This is a genomic window from Erythrobacter colymbi, from assembly GCF_002155685.1.
GTDB classification, from domain to species: Bacteria; Pseudomonadota; Alphaproteobacteria; order Sphingomonadales; family Sphingomonadaceae; genus Erythrobacter; species Erythrobacter colymbi.
Window position 1 is genome coordinate 618357 of the sequence record NZ_MUYK01000002.1, and the last position, 14402, is coordinate 632758.

Sequence of the window (14402 nt, forward strand, 5' to 3'; positions counted from 1 at the left end):
TTGCGCAACTGTGCCGGTGCGGGTAAGGGCATGGGCGATGGATGCAAAGACCCAATCGCTCGGCGACGCGCCTTCCGTCGCAGCCGGTGCCCGCTCGGGCGATGGCTGGGGTAGCTTCGTCTGGTTCCTCGTCAAGCTGTTGGCGGTGGTGCTGGCCTTCCGGGTATTCGTATTCTCGCCTTTCTCTATCCCTTCGGAGAGCATGCTGCCGCGGCTGATGAACGGCGACTACCTGCTCGCCGCCAAGTGGCCCTACGGCTTCTCGCGCCATTCGCTGCCTTTCGACCTCGCCCTGCCCGGCGGGCGCCTGCTCGCCTCGACGCCGGAGCGCGGGGACATCGTCATCTTCAAGCACCCGGTCGACGGGCGCGACTATATCAAGCGGGTGATCGGCCTGCCGGGCGACCGGATCGCGGTGGTCGGCGGGCAGCTGGTGCTGAACGGCAAGCGCGTGCCGCGGGTGCCGGTGGCCGACGTGCTGGTTCCGCTGTCGGAGAACACCGGCTGCGCCTGGGGCGGCGATGCCGTGCTGATCCCCGATGGCGGCGGGCGCGAGGCGTGCCGTTACAAGGCCTTCCGCGAGACCTTGCCCAATGGCCGCTCCTACACCGTGCTCGATTTCGGCCTGACGCCGGCAGATGGCTATGCCGAGCAGACCGTGCCCCCCGGCACGCTGTTCGTGATGGGCGACAACCGCGACAGCTCGCTCGACAGCCGCTTTCCGGCCGAGGCCGAGCAGGGCGTGGGCTTCGTCTCGCAAGACCTGCTGGTGGGCCGCGCGAGCTTTATCGTGTGGTCGACCGATGGCAGCGCGGACTGGCTCAACCCCGTCTCGTGGTTTGCCGCCGCGCGCTGGGACCGGATCGGGGACAGCCTGTGACCGCCCTCGCCCCCGAAGCGCGTGCCTGGCTCGATGCGCAGGGCTTCCGGCCCGCGGGCGATGCCCCCTGGCTCGAAGCGCTGACCCACGGCAGCTTCAACGGATCGGGCGCGGAGGTGGCCGATTACCAGCGGCTCGAATTCCTCGGCGACCGGGTGCTCGGCCTGTCGGTCGCGGCCTGGCTGTTTCGCGCCGGCGACGCGCCCGAAGGCAAGCTTTCCCAGCGACTTAACGCCCTCGTCAGCGGCGCGACCTGCGCCCGGATCGCCCGCGCAATCGGCCTTCCCGAGCATATCCGGCTCGGCAAGCAGGCGCGCGACGATGGCGGGGCGGACAGCGACAAGATCCTCGGCGACGTGATGGAGGCGCTGATAGGCGCCTGCTTCATCGAACATGGCTTCGATGCCGCGCAGGCCCTCATTTACCGCCTCTGGGCCAAGGAGCTCGAGGGCGATGTCGGCAAGGCCAAGCACCCCAAGAGCGCGCTGCAGGAATGGGCTGCGGGCAATCGCCGGGCGACCCCGCTCTACGAAGTGATCGACCGCTCCGGCCCCGACCATGCCGCGCGCTTCACCGTCCGCGTCACGATCCGCAACGTCGGCAGCGCCGAGGCGACCGCGACCAGCAAGGGCGAGGCCGAAAGGCTCGCCGCCAAGGCCTTCATCGAACGCTTCGGCTGACCGGCCCGCAGAGGCGATTGTTTCACGTGAAACGCCACACAAGGCGGGTCTGACAGGGGTCTAGAGGGGGTCTGGCAGGGGTCTAGGCGGGGTCTGGCCCGCGCTGGCCTTCGACAAGCGCGGCCCGAACGGCTATGGCCCCGCGCATGACCGAAACCGAAAGCTCCGCCCCCTCCCCCGCCACCCGCTGCGGCGTCGTTGCCGTGCTCGGCGCGCCCAATGCCGGCAAGTCGACCCTTGTGAACGCCCTCGTCGGCCAGAAGGTCGCGATCACCAGCGCCAAGGCGCAGACCACCCGCGCGCGGATGCTCGGCATTGCCCTGCATGAACTGGAGGGCGCGCCGACCCAGATGATCCTCGTCGACACCCCCGGCATCTTCGCCCCCCGCCGCCGCCTCGACCGCGCGATGGTGAGCGCCGCGTGGGAGGGCGCCGAGGCCGCCGATGCCGTGCTGTTGATGGTCGACCCGATCAAGCAGCGCCGCCACGAGCTCGAGCCCCTGCTCGAAACCCTGGCCGCCCGCCCGGAGCGCAAGATCCTCGTCCTCAACAAGGTCGACCGCGCCAAGAAGGAGCCGCTGCTGGTGCTGGCGCAGGAGCTCACCGGCAAGGTGGACTTCTCCGAGGTGTTCTTCATCTCGGCCCTCACCGGCGAAGGCGTTGGCGAGTTGAAGGACCATCTGGCCGCGATGATGCCCGAGGGCGAGTGGATGTATCCCGAAGACCAGGTCTCCGACGCCTCCGAACGCCTGCTCGCCGCCGAGATCACCCGCGAACAGCTCTACCAGCAGCTCCACGAGGAACTGCCCTACGACAGCGCCGTGCGCCCCGAGAAATACGAGGTGCGCCCCGATGGCAGCGTGGAAATCCACCAGCAGATCGTCGTCACCCGCGACAACCAGCGCGCGATCGTGCTCGGCAAGGGCGGCTCGAAGATCAAGGCGATCGGCGCCGCGGCAAGGGCGGAACTGATGGAGGTGCTTGGCGTGAAGGTGCACTTGTATCTTCACGTCAAGGTGCTGGAGAACTGGGCCGAGGACAAGGAAGTGTTCGAGGAAATCGGGCTGGACTGGGTGCGGTGATAAATCCAGACCTCAGAATCCCAAATCAAGAACTGGAATGTATTTCTCTCTACTTACATCGATAGTAGATTGCCCCACTGATTTTATCATTTTTATAGGAACAGCGACAATCGCGTCACTATCTTTATATCTTTCACTATAAAGTCTAATTAACTTATTTGGAAATCCATTTCTGATTAACTCTTTGGCACTATCACCGCGCATAAATCCAACTATATACAGTGAGCCACCGCCTCTTTTTTGAATTTCAAAGTATACTGACCGTGCGGTTTCTCTGACAGTCAAAGATTCCAAATCATCCTTCCATACGGTAGCAAACGATCCACTGTATGCGAAACCGAATGTGTTCTCCGGTGTCTGAGATAATGTCGCACTTTCAAATTCCACAATGTTTAGCTCATGCCGTTTTCTGAAGTCTTCACGACCCTTTGCCTCAAAAGACACATCGAAAGACAGCGCCGGTGAGGGTGGCGCTGGATTTACGCCCACCTCCGGAGCGTCACCAGTCTTGGTTTCAGCTGTAGCTGGCGCCAAGGGGCTGGCCGTTCCATCGTCCTTTGATGAACATGCAGCTTGCTTAGTCTGGTCGAGCGCCAGGCCAAGTATGTTTAGATTTGAACAAGGCTGTGCCGTGACGATGATGGCAATTACCCCAAGCAAAAGCAGGACCACGAGGCCCATTACCGCTTGCCACGGCGCTTTTTCCACCCACTTCTTAAAAACGCTCGCCCAAGAGTCAATCACGTGCACCCCCATTTCAATAATCGATAGACTAGCTCCAGAAAATGCCTGCGCAAGCGCTTGCAAAAGAGAAACGCTCGCAATTTTCAGGATGGCCCTGTATAGATAGTTTGGAAATTTCTGCTTTTTTCAAAGAAATTTGCTAGAGCTTCGAAAGGCATGGGGCTAACTTTAGCTACCTTGGCGATCACAAAGAAAGCAAACATCCAAGCCCCGTGTCGGGCGCGGGGCGACGGGTCGAGATAACCACCCTCCGCCCTGCTTCTCCCCGCCGCTAGTTTCGTCATCGCGAGGCCCGCAGGGCCACGGCGATCCATTGATCGGTATTCCGGCTGGCGCGGCAGGTCAGGAAACGCTTGGCAATTCGACTTTCCCTGCTGCGCCGATCGGCTTTGAAAATGCGCGAGAAACGTGAGAAAATCTTTTTGTGATCCGCACCCCGCTCCTCCTCATATTCACCGCTGTCCTCATCGGGGGCGGAGGCACGGCGCAATCACAGTCGCAGCAGCAGTGCCTCGATCTACGCGGCGCCGAGGCCAAGGCTACCTTGTCGGGCAGGCTCACCCGCCAGGTCTTCGCGGGGCCACCGAATTACGAGAGCACCGCCAAGGGTGATGCCCCCGAAGTGGCGCTGATCCTCGAACTGGCGAGCCCGGTCTGCGCCGATGACGGGGAATTCATCGACGGCACGGCAATGTTCGACCGGGTGCAAGTCAGTTCCCACAGCCCCGAGGTGCTGGAGAGACTACGCCACTCCGTACGCCGGACGGTGACGGTACACGGGGGAGCTTTCGGCGCCGTGACGGCCCACCACCACGCGCCGTTGGTGCTGTTTGCGGAGGATGTGACCGTCCGCTGACGCGCCGCGCCGCCGCCCTTGCCCGTCATCGCGAGGCCCACGGGGCCGCGGCGATCCATTGACCGGTGTTTCCGGCTCGCGCGGCAGGCGATGGATTGCTTCGTCGCTGCGCTCCTCGCAATGACGAGTGACTCCGTCCCGGGCTTGACCCGAGACCCCGCTTGCTTGCGGCTACATCGGAATGGAAGCTAGCCGAGCCCCCGTGTCAGGCACGGGGCGAAGGGGTTGAGACGATCACCCCCGCCCCAGCTTCTCCAGCTTCGCCTTCAGTGCCGCCTCGTCGAAGGGCTTAACGATGTAGTCGTCCGCGCCTGCGGCGATGCCGTCGTGGATGTCCTTGGCCTCGCCGTTCGAGGTGCAGAACACCACCACCGGCTCCTTGGGCGTGGGGATCGAGCGCAGCTTGGTGACGAACTCTATCCCGTCCATTTCGGGCATGTTCCAGTCGGTCAGCACCAGATCGGGCATGGATTTCTTGCAGCGCGCGAGCGCTTCCTCGCCGTTCTCCGCCTCGATCGGCACATAGCCGAGGCTGATCGCGATCTTGCTCGAGACCTTGCGGATCACGCGGCTGTCGTCGACGATGAGGCAGGTGCGCGCCGGCGCGGGCTGGGCCTCGCGGCCGGGATAGCGGTCGCGCATCGCCTTGGCGGCGGCGACGATCGCGGCGGTCTCGTCAGGCTCGACGCTGGCGGGTGCAGCCGCCGGCTTCGGCGCGGCAGCAGCAGCCGCAGCGGCGCGCGCGGCGTCTTCCTCGGCAGCGGCGAGCCCGGCTTCGAGTGCCTTCTCGTTCTGGGCGAGCTTTTCGGCGAGGGTCTTGCCCTCCATCGGGGTGCGACGGGCGGGGCCCGTGTGGCGCTTGATCAGGTTCTGCATGTCTAGCGCCCCCCGCCTACGGCGTAGTTCTGTTCGTAGGCCTGTGCCGCGTAATCATCGGAATAGGGATCGGATTCGATCGTGCCGATCACCTCGCCCGGGGTCACGCGGACATGGAGATAGGGCATCCAGACATCGCCGAATTCGGCCTTCTGGTACCACACGTCGAGGACGTCGTAGCTCGCCCACATGCCGTCCGGCTCGCGCAGGCGCAGGCCTTCGCCGATGCGGGGGACCGCGGCGAAGCGGATCCGGCTCTGGGTCTGATGGGTTTCGTTCTGGACTTCGATTTCGATCACGGCGCAGCCCTTTGTCTGGCGCCGGTTCTATCGGGCAAATGCTTTATGTTTGGTCAACGCGGCGGCGGTTCGGGGGGCGTTTTGCAGCCCCCCGCGCCTCATTTCGTCGCAGAAGCGGCCTTCTTCTTGGCCGGAGCCTTCTTCTTGGCGGCGGCTTTCTTGGGGGCGGCCTTCTTCTTGGCCTTGCCCTTGGCAGGCGGGCCTTTCGCAGCGCGCGCGTCGATCAGCTCGATGGCGAGCGCCTGGGTCACGTCCTCGGGCTTCATGTCGCGCGGGATCGTGGCGTTGGTGGTGCCGTCGGTGACATAGGGGCCATAGCGCCCCGGCATGACCTTGATCTCGCCCCCGCTGACCGGATGCGCGCCGAGGCTGGCGATGGCTTCCGCCTTGCCCCGCGCCGCGCCGCCGCCGGCCCCGCGATTGGCGGCCTGGGCGAGGATATCGACCGCGCGGTTCATGCCGACCTCGAACACCTCGCGGGTATTGGTCAGCTTGCCGTACTTGCCGTCATGCCTGAGGTAAGGCCCGTAACGCCCGATATTCGCCTCGATTTCGAGACCGGTGTCGGGATGCGCGCCGATGATGCGGGGAAGGTCGAGCAGCTTCACCGCCCAGTCGAGCCCGAAATCGTCCAAGTCCTTGGGGATGCTGGCGCGCTTGGCCTCCTTGCCCTCGCCCATCTCCACGTAGGGGCCGAAGCGGCCGGTCTTGCGCAGGATGTTCTCGCCGGTTTCGGGGTGCTGGCCGAGGATGCCGTCCTCGCCCCCGCCCTCGCCCTCGCCGCCCGGCTGGGCGAAGCGGCGGGTGTATTTGCATGTCGGATAGTTGGCGCAGGCGACGAAGGCCCCGAAGCGCCCGCCCCTCAGCGAGAGCCTGCCGCCAGAGCGCCCTTCCGTGGCGCACAGCGGGCAGGCGCGCGGGTCGCTGCCGTCGTCCTTGGGGGGGAAGAGGAAGTCGGAGAGATATTCGTCCAGCGCCTCGGTCACTTCCGAGGGCATCTTCTCCATCACCTCGTCGGCCTTGGGCTTGAAGTCCTTCCAGAAGCGGGCGAGCAGCGCCTTGTATTCCTCGCGCCCGTCGGAGACGACGTCGAGCTCGTCCTCCATGCCGGCCGTGAAGTCATAGGCGACATAGGTCGGGAAGAAGCGTTCAAGGAAGGCGGTCAGCAGGCGGCCGCTTTCTTCCGCGAAGAAGCGGTTCTTCTCCATCCGGACATAGGCGCGGTCGCGCAGGGTCTGGATGGTCGAGGCATAGGTCGAAGGCCGCCCGATGCCGAGCTCTTCCAGCCGCTTCACAAGGCTCGCTTCCGAGAAACGCGGCGGCGGCTGGGTGAAGTGCTGGGTCGCCTCGACGCTGCGCTTGGCGGGGCAATCGCCCGCCTTCATCTGCGGGAGCAGGCCGCCATCCTCGTCCTCGCTGTCGTCGAGGCCTTCCTGATAGACCGCGAGGAAGCCGGGGAAGCGGATCACCTGCCCCGTGGCGCGCAGCTCGTGCTGGCCCGTGGCATCGCGCAGGGTGACGGTGGTGCGCTCCAATTGCGCGGTCGCCATCTGGCTCGCCATCGCGCGCTTGAAGATGAGGTCGTAGAGCTTGGCCTCGTCGCCCGTCCCTGCCCGCTCGCGGGTGAAATCGGTCGGGCGGATCGCCTCGTGCGCTTCCTGCGCGTTCTTGGCCTTGGTGCTGTAGAAGCGCGGCTTTTCGGGCAGATAAGCGCTGTCGTAGCGCGCGGCGATGGCATCGCGCAGCGCCATGATCGCGCCCGGGTCCATCTGCACCCCGTCGGTCCGCATATAGGTGATCGCACCCGCCTCGTAGAGGCTCTGCGCCAGCCGCATCGTGTGCTGCGCCGAGAAGCCGAGTTTGCGTGCGGCTTCCTGTTGCAGGGTCGAGGTCGTGAACGGCGGCGCGGGGTTGCGCTTGACCGGCTTGGTCTCGACACCCTCGACCGTGAAGCGACCGGCCTCGACCGCGGCCTTGGCCTCCAGCGCAATCCCCTGATTGCCGAGGCTGAGGCGCTCCAGCTTCACGCCCTTGAACTTGACGAGGCGCGCGTCGAAATCCGTCCCGTCGTGCTGCATCTTCGCCAGCACGCTCCAGTATTCCTCCGCACGGAACGCCTCGATCTCGCGCTCGCGCTCGACGATCAGGCGCAGCGCCACCGATTGTACGCGGCCCGCGCTCTTGGCACCGGGGAGCTTGCGCCACAGTACCGGCGAGAGGGTGAAGCCGAACAGGTAATCGAGCGCGCGGCGCGCCAGATAGGCGTCGATCAGCGGCTGGTCCAATTCGCGGGGCTTCGCCATCGCCTCGGTCACCGCGGTCTTGGTGATCGCGTTGAAGGTGACGCGGTCGACCTGCTTGGGCAACGCCTTGCGCTTGGCCAGCAGCTCCTGCACGTGCCAGCTGATCGCCTCGCCCTCACGGTCGGGGTCGGTCGCCAGCACGAGGCGGGTCGCAGACTTGGCGGCGTCGGCAATCTCTTTGAAGCGGCTCTGCTTGTCGCGGTAGAGTTCCCACTCCATCGCGAAATCGTCCTCCGGCTTCACACTGCCGTCCTTGGGCGGCAGATCGCGCACATGGCCGTAGGAGGCGAGGACCTTGTAGTCCTTGCCCAGATACTTCTCGATGGTTTTGGCCTTGGCGGGGGATTCGACGATGACGAGCTGCATGGGCTGAGAGAGAGGTCCCTTACGTGTGTGTACGCGCGAGGGTGGGGCCGCAGCGGCGAAAGCGTCAAGGGGGTTGTGCCGTGCCCCTGCCCCGGATCAAGTCCGGGATGACGGGGGATTACCCCGCCCGCCGCACGTCGCCGTCGGCCTCGCGCACCAGATCGCCGGCCAGCTCCAGTTCGAGCAGCGCCATGTGGACCTCGGCCGCGCTGGCGCCGGACTGGCGGATCAGCTCGTCGATGCCGATGGGTGCGGTGGTGAGGAGGCTCGCGATATCGTGGCTGAGATCGGCGCGGGCCTCGCCCCAGTCGAGCCGGGCGAGTTCGGCATAGTCGAAGTCGCTCGGTCCGTCGGCCACCCGGAAGCGCGAGCGCGGTGCGCCGGTGAAGCTCTGGAGCAGCTCGGCCACCTCGTCGGGCGATTGCACCAGCACCGCGCCCTCGCGGATCAGCTGGTTGCAGCCCGAAGCGCGCGCATCGAGCGGGGAGCCGGGGATCGCCATCACCTCGCGCCCCGCCTCGCCCGCCAGCCGCGCGGTGATCAGCGAGCCCGATTGCGGCGCGGCCTCGACCACCAGCGTGCCGCTGGCGAGCCCGGCGATGATGCGGTTCCTCGAAGGGAAGTGCCGTCCGCGCGGTTCGGTGCCGGGGGGCTGTTCGGCGATCAGCAGGGCCTCCTGCGCGATCCGCTCCTGAAGCGCGGCGTGCTGCGGCGGATAGGCGATGTCGATCCCGCTCGCGATCACGCCGATGGTCTGCGGAAAGGCGCCCTCGTGCGCCGCGCCGTCGATGCCGCGCGCCAGCCCCGAGACGACGGTGAAGCCTGCCTCGTCCAGGGCGGCAGCGAAATCGCGCGCCAGCTTCACCGCAGCAGCGCTCGCGTTGCGCGCGCCAACAAGGGCGACGCAGGGCGCGCTGGCCAGTGCAAGGTTGCCGCGGCAGGTGAGGATCGGCGGGGCGGAGTCGAGCTCGCCCAGCAGCGCGGGGTAATCGGGCTGGTCGTGGAACAGGTAACGCCCGCCCGCCTTGCGCAGGGCCAGCACCTCGCGCTCGATGCTCTCCGCGCTGGCGGGGCGGTAGGCGCGCCCGCCGCGGCTGGCGAGATCGGGCAGCGCGTCGAGCGCCGCGCCTGCGCTCCCGAACCGCGCCAGCAGCTGCCGGTAGCTGACCGGACCGATATTGGGCGAGCGCAACAGGCGGATGCGCGCGAAGGCCTCTTGTTGAGAGAGCGTTGGCTGCGACCCTGTGCTCTCCATCAGATGCGGCCCCGCATCAGGTCTTGCCCGAGGAGCCGACCTTCGGCTCCTCCCCCCGCATCAGGCGGCCGATATTGGCGCGGTGCTGGACGATGACGATCGCGGCGATGGCGAGCAGCGGTGCGATGACCTGCGGATAGCCTAGCGCCCAGGCCACCACCGGTGCGGCGATCACGCTGACGAGCGAGGAGACGCTCGAAATCCGGCTCAGGAACAGCGTCGCCCCCCAGATCGCGGCGCAGGCGAGCATCGCGGGCCACGCCAGCGCACCGAGGGCTCCGGCGGCGCTCGCAAAGCCCTTGCCGCCCTTGAAGGCGAGCCAGGGGGTGAAGCAGTGCCCCGCCACCGCCGCGACGGCCGCGATCCCTTCCGTGCCGGGCCACACGGCCTTGGCCACCAGCACCGGGATCACCGCCTTGGCCGCATCGAGCAGCACGGTCGCCGCCGCGAGGCCCTTGTTGCCGGTGCGCAGCACATTGGTCGCCCCGATGGAGCCGCTGCCGATCTTCCTCACATCTCCCAGCCCCGCCGCGCGGGTGAGGATCAGGCCGAAGGGGATCGAGCCCAAGGCAAAGCCCAATAGGGCGGCGAAAACAGCGTTCATCAATTCCCATCCCGTTCGCCCTGAGCTTGTCGAAGGGCCGCACTTCTTCTAGCGCGCAGTAAGCCAAAAGAAAGACAGGGCTTCGACAAGCTCAGCCCGAACGGAGGTTTTTTGTCGGACGCCCCTTCCTCCCCCATCCTGCTGTTCGACTCCGGTGTCGGGGGCCTCACGGTCTATGACGCCCTGCGCGCCGTGCTGCCGGATGCGCCTGTCATCTATGCCGCCGACCTCGCGGGCCTGCCCTATGGCACCAAGACCGAGGCGCAGATCGCCGCGCGGGTCGCAGGGCTTCTGGGCCGCATGGCGGAGCGCTGGCAGCCGCGGCTCGCCTGCATCGCCTGCAACACCGCTTCCACCATCGCATTGGGCATGGTGCGCGATGTGCTGGAGATTCCGGTGGTCGGCACCGTCCCCGCAATCAAGCCCGCCGCGGCGCTGACGCAGACCGGCACGATCGGTCTCGTCGGCACCGAGGCGACGATCCGCCAGCGCTATGTCGACGATCTCGAGGCGCAGTTTGCGCAGGGCAAGCGCCTGCTGCGGGTCGCCGCGCCGGGGCTGGTGCAGGCGGCCGAGGCGAAGCTTCGGGGCCAGCCGGTCGATCCCGCGCTGATCGCCGACGTCCGCGATCGCCTGACCGCGATGGCGGGTGGCGAGAACATCGACACGCTGGTGCTCGCCTGCACCCACTTCCCGCTGCTGTCCGAGGAGCTGGCGCAGGCTTTCGGCGCGGACGTGCGGCAGGTCGACGGTGCGGCAGGGATCGCGCGGCGGATCGCGCACCTTCTCGAAGGGCAGAGCTTCGCGCCCTCCTCCGGCCCGAACCGCTTCGTGGTCACCGGGCCGATCTCCGGTGCCGACGGCCTCGAGCCCGTGCTCGCCGCCCGCGGTTTCGGAGCGGCCGAGGCGTTCTGATTCCCGCACCACCCCTTGCGAAACGCTCGCAAAGATCGGGATAGCAAAAGCGCTGCGCGGCCCTTAAATAGCGCCGAAACCAACCGCCCTTTCGGGCGTTATGGCCGGACAAAAGATCCCAGGCAGGAACCCGTGCCCGCCCTCCCAGATGGCGGCCGCGAGAGCAGCGAGACGCGAGTGAACTACGACCAGATCTTCGATTCCGCGATCGACCGTCTGCACGAGGAAGGCCGTTACCGCGTCTTCATCGACATCATGCGCAACAAGGGCGCCTATCCCAACGCGCGCTGCTTCCACGGGCACAACGGCCCCAAGCCCATCACGGTGTGGTGCTCAAACGACTACCTGTGCATGGGCCAGCACGACAAGGTGATCGGTGCGATGGAAGCCGCGCTCCACGACGTCGGCGCAGGCTCGGGCGGCACCCGCAACATCGGCGGCAACACGCACCTCCATGTCGAGCTCGAGCGCGAGCTGGCCGACCTCCACGGCAAGGATACCGCGCTGCTGTTCACCTCGGGCTATGTCTCGAACGACGCGACGCTCTCGACGCTGGCGAAGCTGCTGCCGGGCTGCGTGATCTTCTCGGACGAGCTGAACCACGCCAGCATGATCGCCGGCATCCGCAATTCGGGCTGCGAGAAGAAGGTCTTCCGCCACAATGACGTGGCCCACCTCGAGGAACTGCTGGCGAGCGTCGATATCGACACGCCCAAGCTGATTGCCTTCGAGAGCGTCTATTCGATGGACGGCGACGTCGCCCCGATCCACGCGATCTGCGACCTTGCCGAAAAGTACAACGCGCTCACCTATATCGACGAGGTCCACGCGGTCGGCATGTACGGCGCGCGCGGCGGCGGGATTTCGGAGCGTGACGGTGCGGCGCATCGGATCGACATCATCGAAGGCACGCTCGGCAAGGCCTTCGGCGTGATGGGCGGCTATATCGCGGCTTCGGCCAAGGTCGTCGACTGCATCCGCTCCTACGCGCCGGGCTTCATCTTCACGACCTCGCTCTCGCCCGTGCTGGTCGCAGGCGTGCTCGCCTCGGTGCGGCACCTCAAGGAGAGCAGCGTCGAGCGCAACGCCCAGCAGCGCGCCGCCGCGATGCTCAAGCTCAAGTTCGCCGAGGCGGGCCTGCCGGTGATGGACTCTGTCACCCACATCGTCCCGCTGATGGTCGGCGATCCGGTGCGCGCCAAGAAGATCAGCGACATCCTGCTCGCCGAATACGGCGTCTATGTGCAGCCGATCAACTTCCCCACTGTCCCCCGCGGCACCGAGCGCCTGCGCTTCACCCCCGGCCCGCACCACACCGAAGAGATGATGGACGAGCTGACCGCGGCGCTGGTCGAAATCTGGGACCGGCTGGAGCTGGGGCTGGCGGAGGCTGCCTAAATTTCAGTATTCGTAATCGTCAACGCAGCGATATGACTTCCACCAGTCCCTGAATTGGCCGGCAGGAAGCTCCCCATCATTCCGGCGTTTGATCTTATTGAGGAATTCACAAACACACCGTTCCGCACGTGTGTCAGCGACGCTTCTTTCGGCCTGACTCGGGTGGCTCATGGCCTTCTTGTATCTTTCGATACAACCTTCAATTTGCTTTCTGATTTCTTTTAGGAGACCCGGGTCAATAATAAGCACACCGACGATTTCGTCGGCGCCCTTGATTGAGAGGGCATTTCGCTGTGCGGGCGTGAGGCTGGCGCGAACTCGCCGAATGAAATCCGATACGTCCGGTCTTCCATCCGAAGTGGCAGACAGCCCGATTTGCTGTGCCAAGGATGCAATTGATGCCAATGATCCCAAAATTGACAGAATTTCGAACATTCGCACCCCTCTCGCTATTCCGCGCCCAATTATGTGTCTTTATACTTAAAAGGCAACTCCCATGACATATGAAGAAGTGGTTCTCAGCCGCCGTTCTATTCGCGGCTATCTCGACCAGCCTGTGCCACGCGCACTGATCGAGGAAATCCTGACGATGGCGATGCGCTCGCCCTCGTCGATGAACACCCAGCCCTATCACTTCCACGTCATCACCGGCGAGCCGCTCGACCGCATCCGCAAGGGTAATACCGAGCGCATCCTTGCAGGCGAGCCCGACAGCCGCGAGTTCCGCAAGGGCCGCCCGTTCGAGGGTGTCCACCGCGACCGGCAGGTCGGCTGCGCGATCCAGCTATTCGAGGCGATGGGCATCGGTCGCGATGACAAGGCAGCGCGGCAGGACTGGGTGCTGCGCGGCTTCCGCCAGTTCGACGCGCCGGTCTGCGTCATCATCACCTATGACAAGGCGCTCTCCGACGCCGACGACACGGTGTTCGATTGCGGCGCCGTCACCACGGCGCTGGTCAATGCCGCGTGGAGCAAGGGCCTGGGCTGCGTGATCAACTCGCAAGGGATCATGCAAAGCCCCGTGGTGCGCGAACACGCCGGCATCCCCGAGGATCAGGTGATCATGAAGGCCGTCGCGCTCGGCTGGCCCGACCCCGATTTCCCCGCCAACCCGGTCAAGATCACCCGCCGCGAGGTGAGCGAGGCGGCGCGGTTCGTGGGGTTCGACTGAGGGCTAGGGCGTAGCGGCCCGCGAACGCTCGGCCGCGCGTTCAAGATAGGGCATCGTTTCGACAAGCTCGAAGCCCGGTGTGTGTTGTGCGAAGTGCCTCAGCCACGTGGCGTGACCGCTGCCAGCAATGACGAGAACGCGGTCGCCGGGCTTGGCAACCATTACGATCTTCGCGAACATTTTCGCGTTGCGCATGTACCAATAGGCATTGAGCTCTGCACCGGGTTGCACGGTGCCGTCGCCGAAGCGGAGAAGGCCGTAGTAGATCCTGTCGTGCAACAGCGCCAGGGCCTTGCCATCGTTGTGGTCGAAGAGCGACACAGCGATCGACTGGGTGCCCAGCCGTGCGTTTTGCTCGCTCGTCATGGCTTCGACTTCGGCGAAAATCGCGGCAAGCTCATCGGCCATGCCGTTCGCCTCGGCAAAGGCCTGGACTTTATCGAGCGGGAAGTAGTCCGGCTCGCCCTCTCCCCCTCTCTCGTCATAGCCGTAAACAGCATGATGGCCGAGCAGGCGCGCGAGACGGAAGCCGATCTGGATGCTCTCGCTGCGTGACGTCTTCAGCAGGGTGTCGGTCTCTGCGAAGTCGGGCAAGGCGAGCGACGGCGTCGCAGCCTCGTCTTCTACGGCGATCTTCGTTGGAGCCCACGCAGCAAGACTGTTCACCACAGCGGCAATCTCGGCCTGCCGCCTTGCGGCGAGCACATCATCAACGTCCATATTGGCCAGATCGCGGCCGGGATTGGCGAAATGATACATGCCCAGGATCATGACCTGGACCGGCGCGGCTGTGCGGTCGGAGGGGCCTTGCGGTCGGGGCGGCTCTTGAGCCAGCACAGGCGCGGCGAGCAGCGCTGCGATCCCGACCAGTGTTTTCAGAAATTTCATGCTTCACCCTCCACTGGTGCATTATTGCATTAACACACCACAAAGGGGGAAAACAATTTCCGGCAGAGCCCGTCTGCACTATCCT

15 protein-coding genes are annotated in these 14402 nt (G+C 65.4%); 7 read left to right on the forward strand and 8 right to left on the reverse strand.

Annotation, left to right across the window (positions count from 1 at the left end; all coding sequences use genetic code 11):
• Positions 1-37 precede the first annotated feature (37 nt).
• The 3 genes from lepB (at position 38) to era (ending at position 2642) form a co-directional block, all read left to right on the forward strand.
• Positions 38-880, forward strand: a complete 843-nt coding sequence (lepB, locus tag BZF57_RS06295; RefSeq protein ID WP_086735769.1) for a signal peptidase I — start codon at positions 38-40, stop codon at positions 878-880.
• Complete coding sequence (rnc, locus tag BZF57_RS06300) at positions 877-1560, forward strand: ribonuclease III (RefSeq protein WP_086735771.1); 684 nt, start codon at positions 877-879, stop codon at positions 1558-1560. Before lepB ends, rnc begins: the two co-directional genes overlap by 4 nt.
• A gap of 146 nt (positions 1561-1706) precedes the next feature.
• Positions 1707-2642 (forward strand): GTPase Era, encoded by a 936-nt coding sequence (era, locus tag BZF57_RS06305; protein ID WP_086736012.1) that lies wholly within the window; start codon positions 1707-1709, stop codon positions 2640-2642.
• A 12-nt stretch (positions 2643-2654) separates the two neighbouring features.
• On the opposite strand, the gene BZF57_RS20585 is transcribed toward era, so the two are convergent.
• Entirely contained in the window at positions 2655-3449 is a 795-nt protein-coding gene (locus BZF57_RS20585; protein WP_143738378.1) for a hypothetical protein, read from the reverse strand.
• Between the two features lie 481 nt (positions 3450-3930).
• On the opposite strand from BZF57_RS20585, the gene BZF57_RS06310 reads away from it, so the two are divergent.
• A complete protein-coding gene (locus tag BZF57_RS06310) occupies positions 3931-4242 on the forward strand; it encodes a hypothetical protein (protein ID WP_143738380.1) in 312 nt (103 codons plus the stop codon).
• A 234-nt stretch (positions 4243-4476) separates the two neighbouring features.
• Here the strand turns inward: BZF57_RS06310 and BZF57_RS21720 are convergent, their stop codons facing one another.
• The 5 genes from BZF57_RS21720 to plsY form a co-directional block, all read right to left on the reverse strand.
• A complete protein-coding gene (locus tag BZF57_RS21720) occupies positions 4477-5118 on the reverse strand; it encodes a response regulator (protein ID WP_276206599.1) in 642 nt (213 codons plus the stop codon).
• Between the two features lie 2 nt (positions 5119-5120).
• Positions 5121-5417 carry a hypothetical protein gene (locus tag BZF57_RS21590; protein ID WP_240505870.1) on the reverse strand — a complete coding sequence of 99 codons (297 nt, stop codon included), beginning with the start codon at positions 5415-5417 and terminating at the stop codon, positions 5121-5123.
• A gap of 98 nt (positions 5418-5515) precedes the next feature.
• Complete coding sequence (topA, locus tag BZF57_RS06325; RefSeq protein WP_086735776.1) at positions 5516-8086, reverse strand: type I DNA topoisomerase; 2571 nt, start codon at positions 8084-8086, stop codon at positions 5516-5518.
• A gap of 118 nt (positions 8087-8204) precedes the next feature.
• On the reverse strand, positions 8205-9341 hold the full coding sequence (dprA, locus tag BZF57_RS06330; RefSeq protein WP_086735778.1) for a DNA-processing protein DprA: 1137 nt from the start codon (positions 9339-9341) through the stop codon (positions 8205-8207).
• Between the two features lie 16 nt (positions 9342-9357).
• The gene (plsY, locus tag BZF57_RS06335; protein ID WP_086735780.1) at positions 9358-9945 is read right to left on the reverse strand and encodes a glycerol-3-phosphate 1-O-acyltransferase PlsY; all 588 of its coding nucleotides are present in this window, start codon (positions 9943-9945) and stop codon (positions 9358-9360) included.
• Between the two features lie 111 nt (positions 9946-10056).
• On the opposite strand from plsY, the gene murI reads away from it, so the two are divergent.
• Positions 10057-10860: a glutamate racemase gene (murI, locus tag BZF57_RS06340; RefSeq protein ID WP_086735782.1), complete on the forward strand. Its 804-nt coding sequence runs from the start codon at positions 10057-10059 to the stop codon at positions 10858-10860.
• Positions 10861-11037: 177 nt separating this feature from the next.
• The gene (gene hemA, locus BZF57_RS06345; protein ID WP_086735784.1) at positions 11038-12258 is read left to right on the forward strand and encodes a 5-aminolevulinate synthase; all 1221 of its coding nucleotides are present in this window, start codon (positions 11038-11040) and stop codon (positions 12256-12258) included.
• Positions 12259-12261: 3 nt separating this feature from the next.
• Here the strand turns inward: hemA and BZF57_RS20595 are convergent, their stop codons facing one another.
• The gene (locus BZF57_RS20595) at positions 12262-12693 is read right to left on the reverse strand and encodes a hypothetical protein (protein ID WP_143738382.1); all 432 of its coding nucleotides are present in this window, start codon (positions 12691-12693) and stop codon (positions 12262-12264) included.
• 61 nt (positions 12694-12754) lie between these two features.
• On the opposite strand from BZF57_RS20595, the gene BZF57_RS06350 reads away from it, so the two are divergent.
• Positions 12755-13429 (forward strand): nitroreductase, encoded by a 675-nt coding sequence (locus BZF57_RS06350; protein ID WP_086735786.1) that lies wholly within the window; start codon positions 12755-12757, stop codon positions 13427-13429.
• Between the two features lie 3 nt (positions 13430-13432).
• Here BZF57_RS06350 and BZF57_RS06355 read toward each other — a convergent pair whose 3' ends face one another.
• Positions 13433-14317, reverse strand: a complete 885-nt coding sequence (locus tag BZF57_RS06355) for a DUF5694 domain-containing protein (protein ID WP_086735788.1) — start codon at positions 14315-14317, stop codon at positions 13433-13435.
• Positions 14318-14402 lie beyond the last annotated feature (85 nt).

What these genes read in the sequence shown, in the direction of transcription:
- lepB (WP_086735769.1), top strand. Translation starts at nt 38, where the DNA reads ATGGATGCAAAGACCCAATCGCTCGGCGACGCGCCTTCCGTCGCAGCC.
- era (WP_086736012.1), top strand. Translation starts at nt 1,707, where the DNA reads ATGACCGAAACCGAAAGCTCCGCCCCCTCCCCCGCCACCCGCTGCGGC.
- BZF57_RS21720 (WP_276206599.1), bottom strand. Translation starts at nt 5,118, where the DNA reads ATGCAGAACCTGATCAAGCGCCACACGGGCCCCGCCCGTCGCACCCCG.
- topA (WP_086735776.1), bottom strand. Translation starts at nt 8,086, where the DNA reads ATGCAGCTCGTCATCGTCGAATCCCCCGCCAAGGCCAAAACCATCGAG.
- dprA (WP_086735778.1), bottom strand. Translation starts at nt 9,341, where the DNA reads ATGGAGAGCACAGGGTCGCAGCCAACGCTCTCTCAACAAGAGGCCTTC.
- plsY (WP_086735780.1), bottom strand. Translation starts at nt 9,945, where the DNA reads ATGAACGCTGTTTTCGCCGCCCTATTGGGCTTTGCCTTGGGCTCGATC.
- BZF57_RS20595 (WP_143738382.1), bottom strand. Translation starts at nt 12,693, where the DNA reads ATGTTCGAAATTCTGTCAATTTTGGGATCATTGGCATCAATTGCATCC.
- BZF57_RS06350 (WP_086735786.1), top strand. Translation starts at nt 12,755, where the DNA reads ATGACATATGAAGAAGTGGTTCTCAGCCGCCGTTCTATTCGCGGCTAT.
- BZF57_RS06355 (WP_086735788.1), bottom strand. Translation starts at nt 14,317, where the DNA reads ATGAAATTTCTGAAAACACTGGTCGGGATCGCAGCGCTGCTCGCCGCG.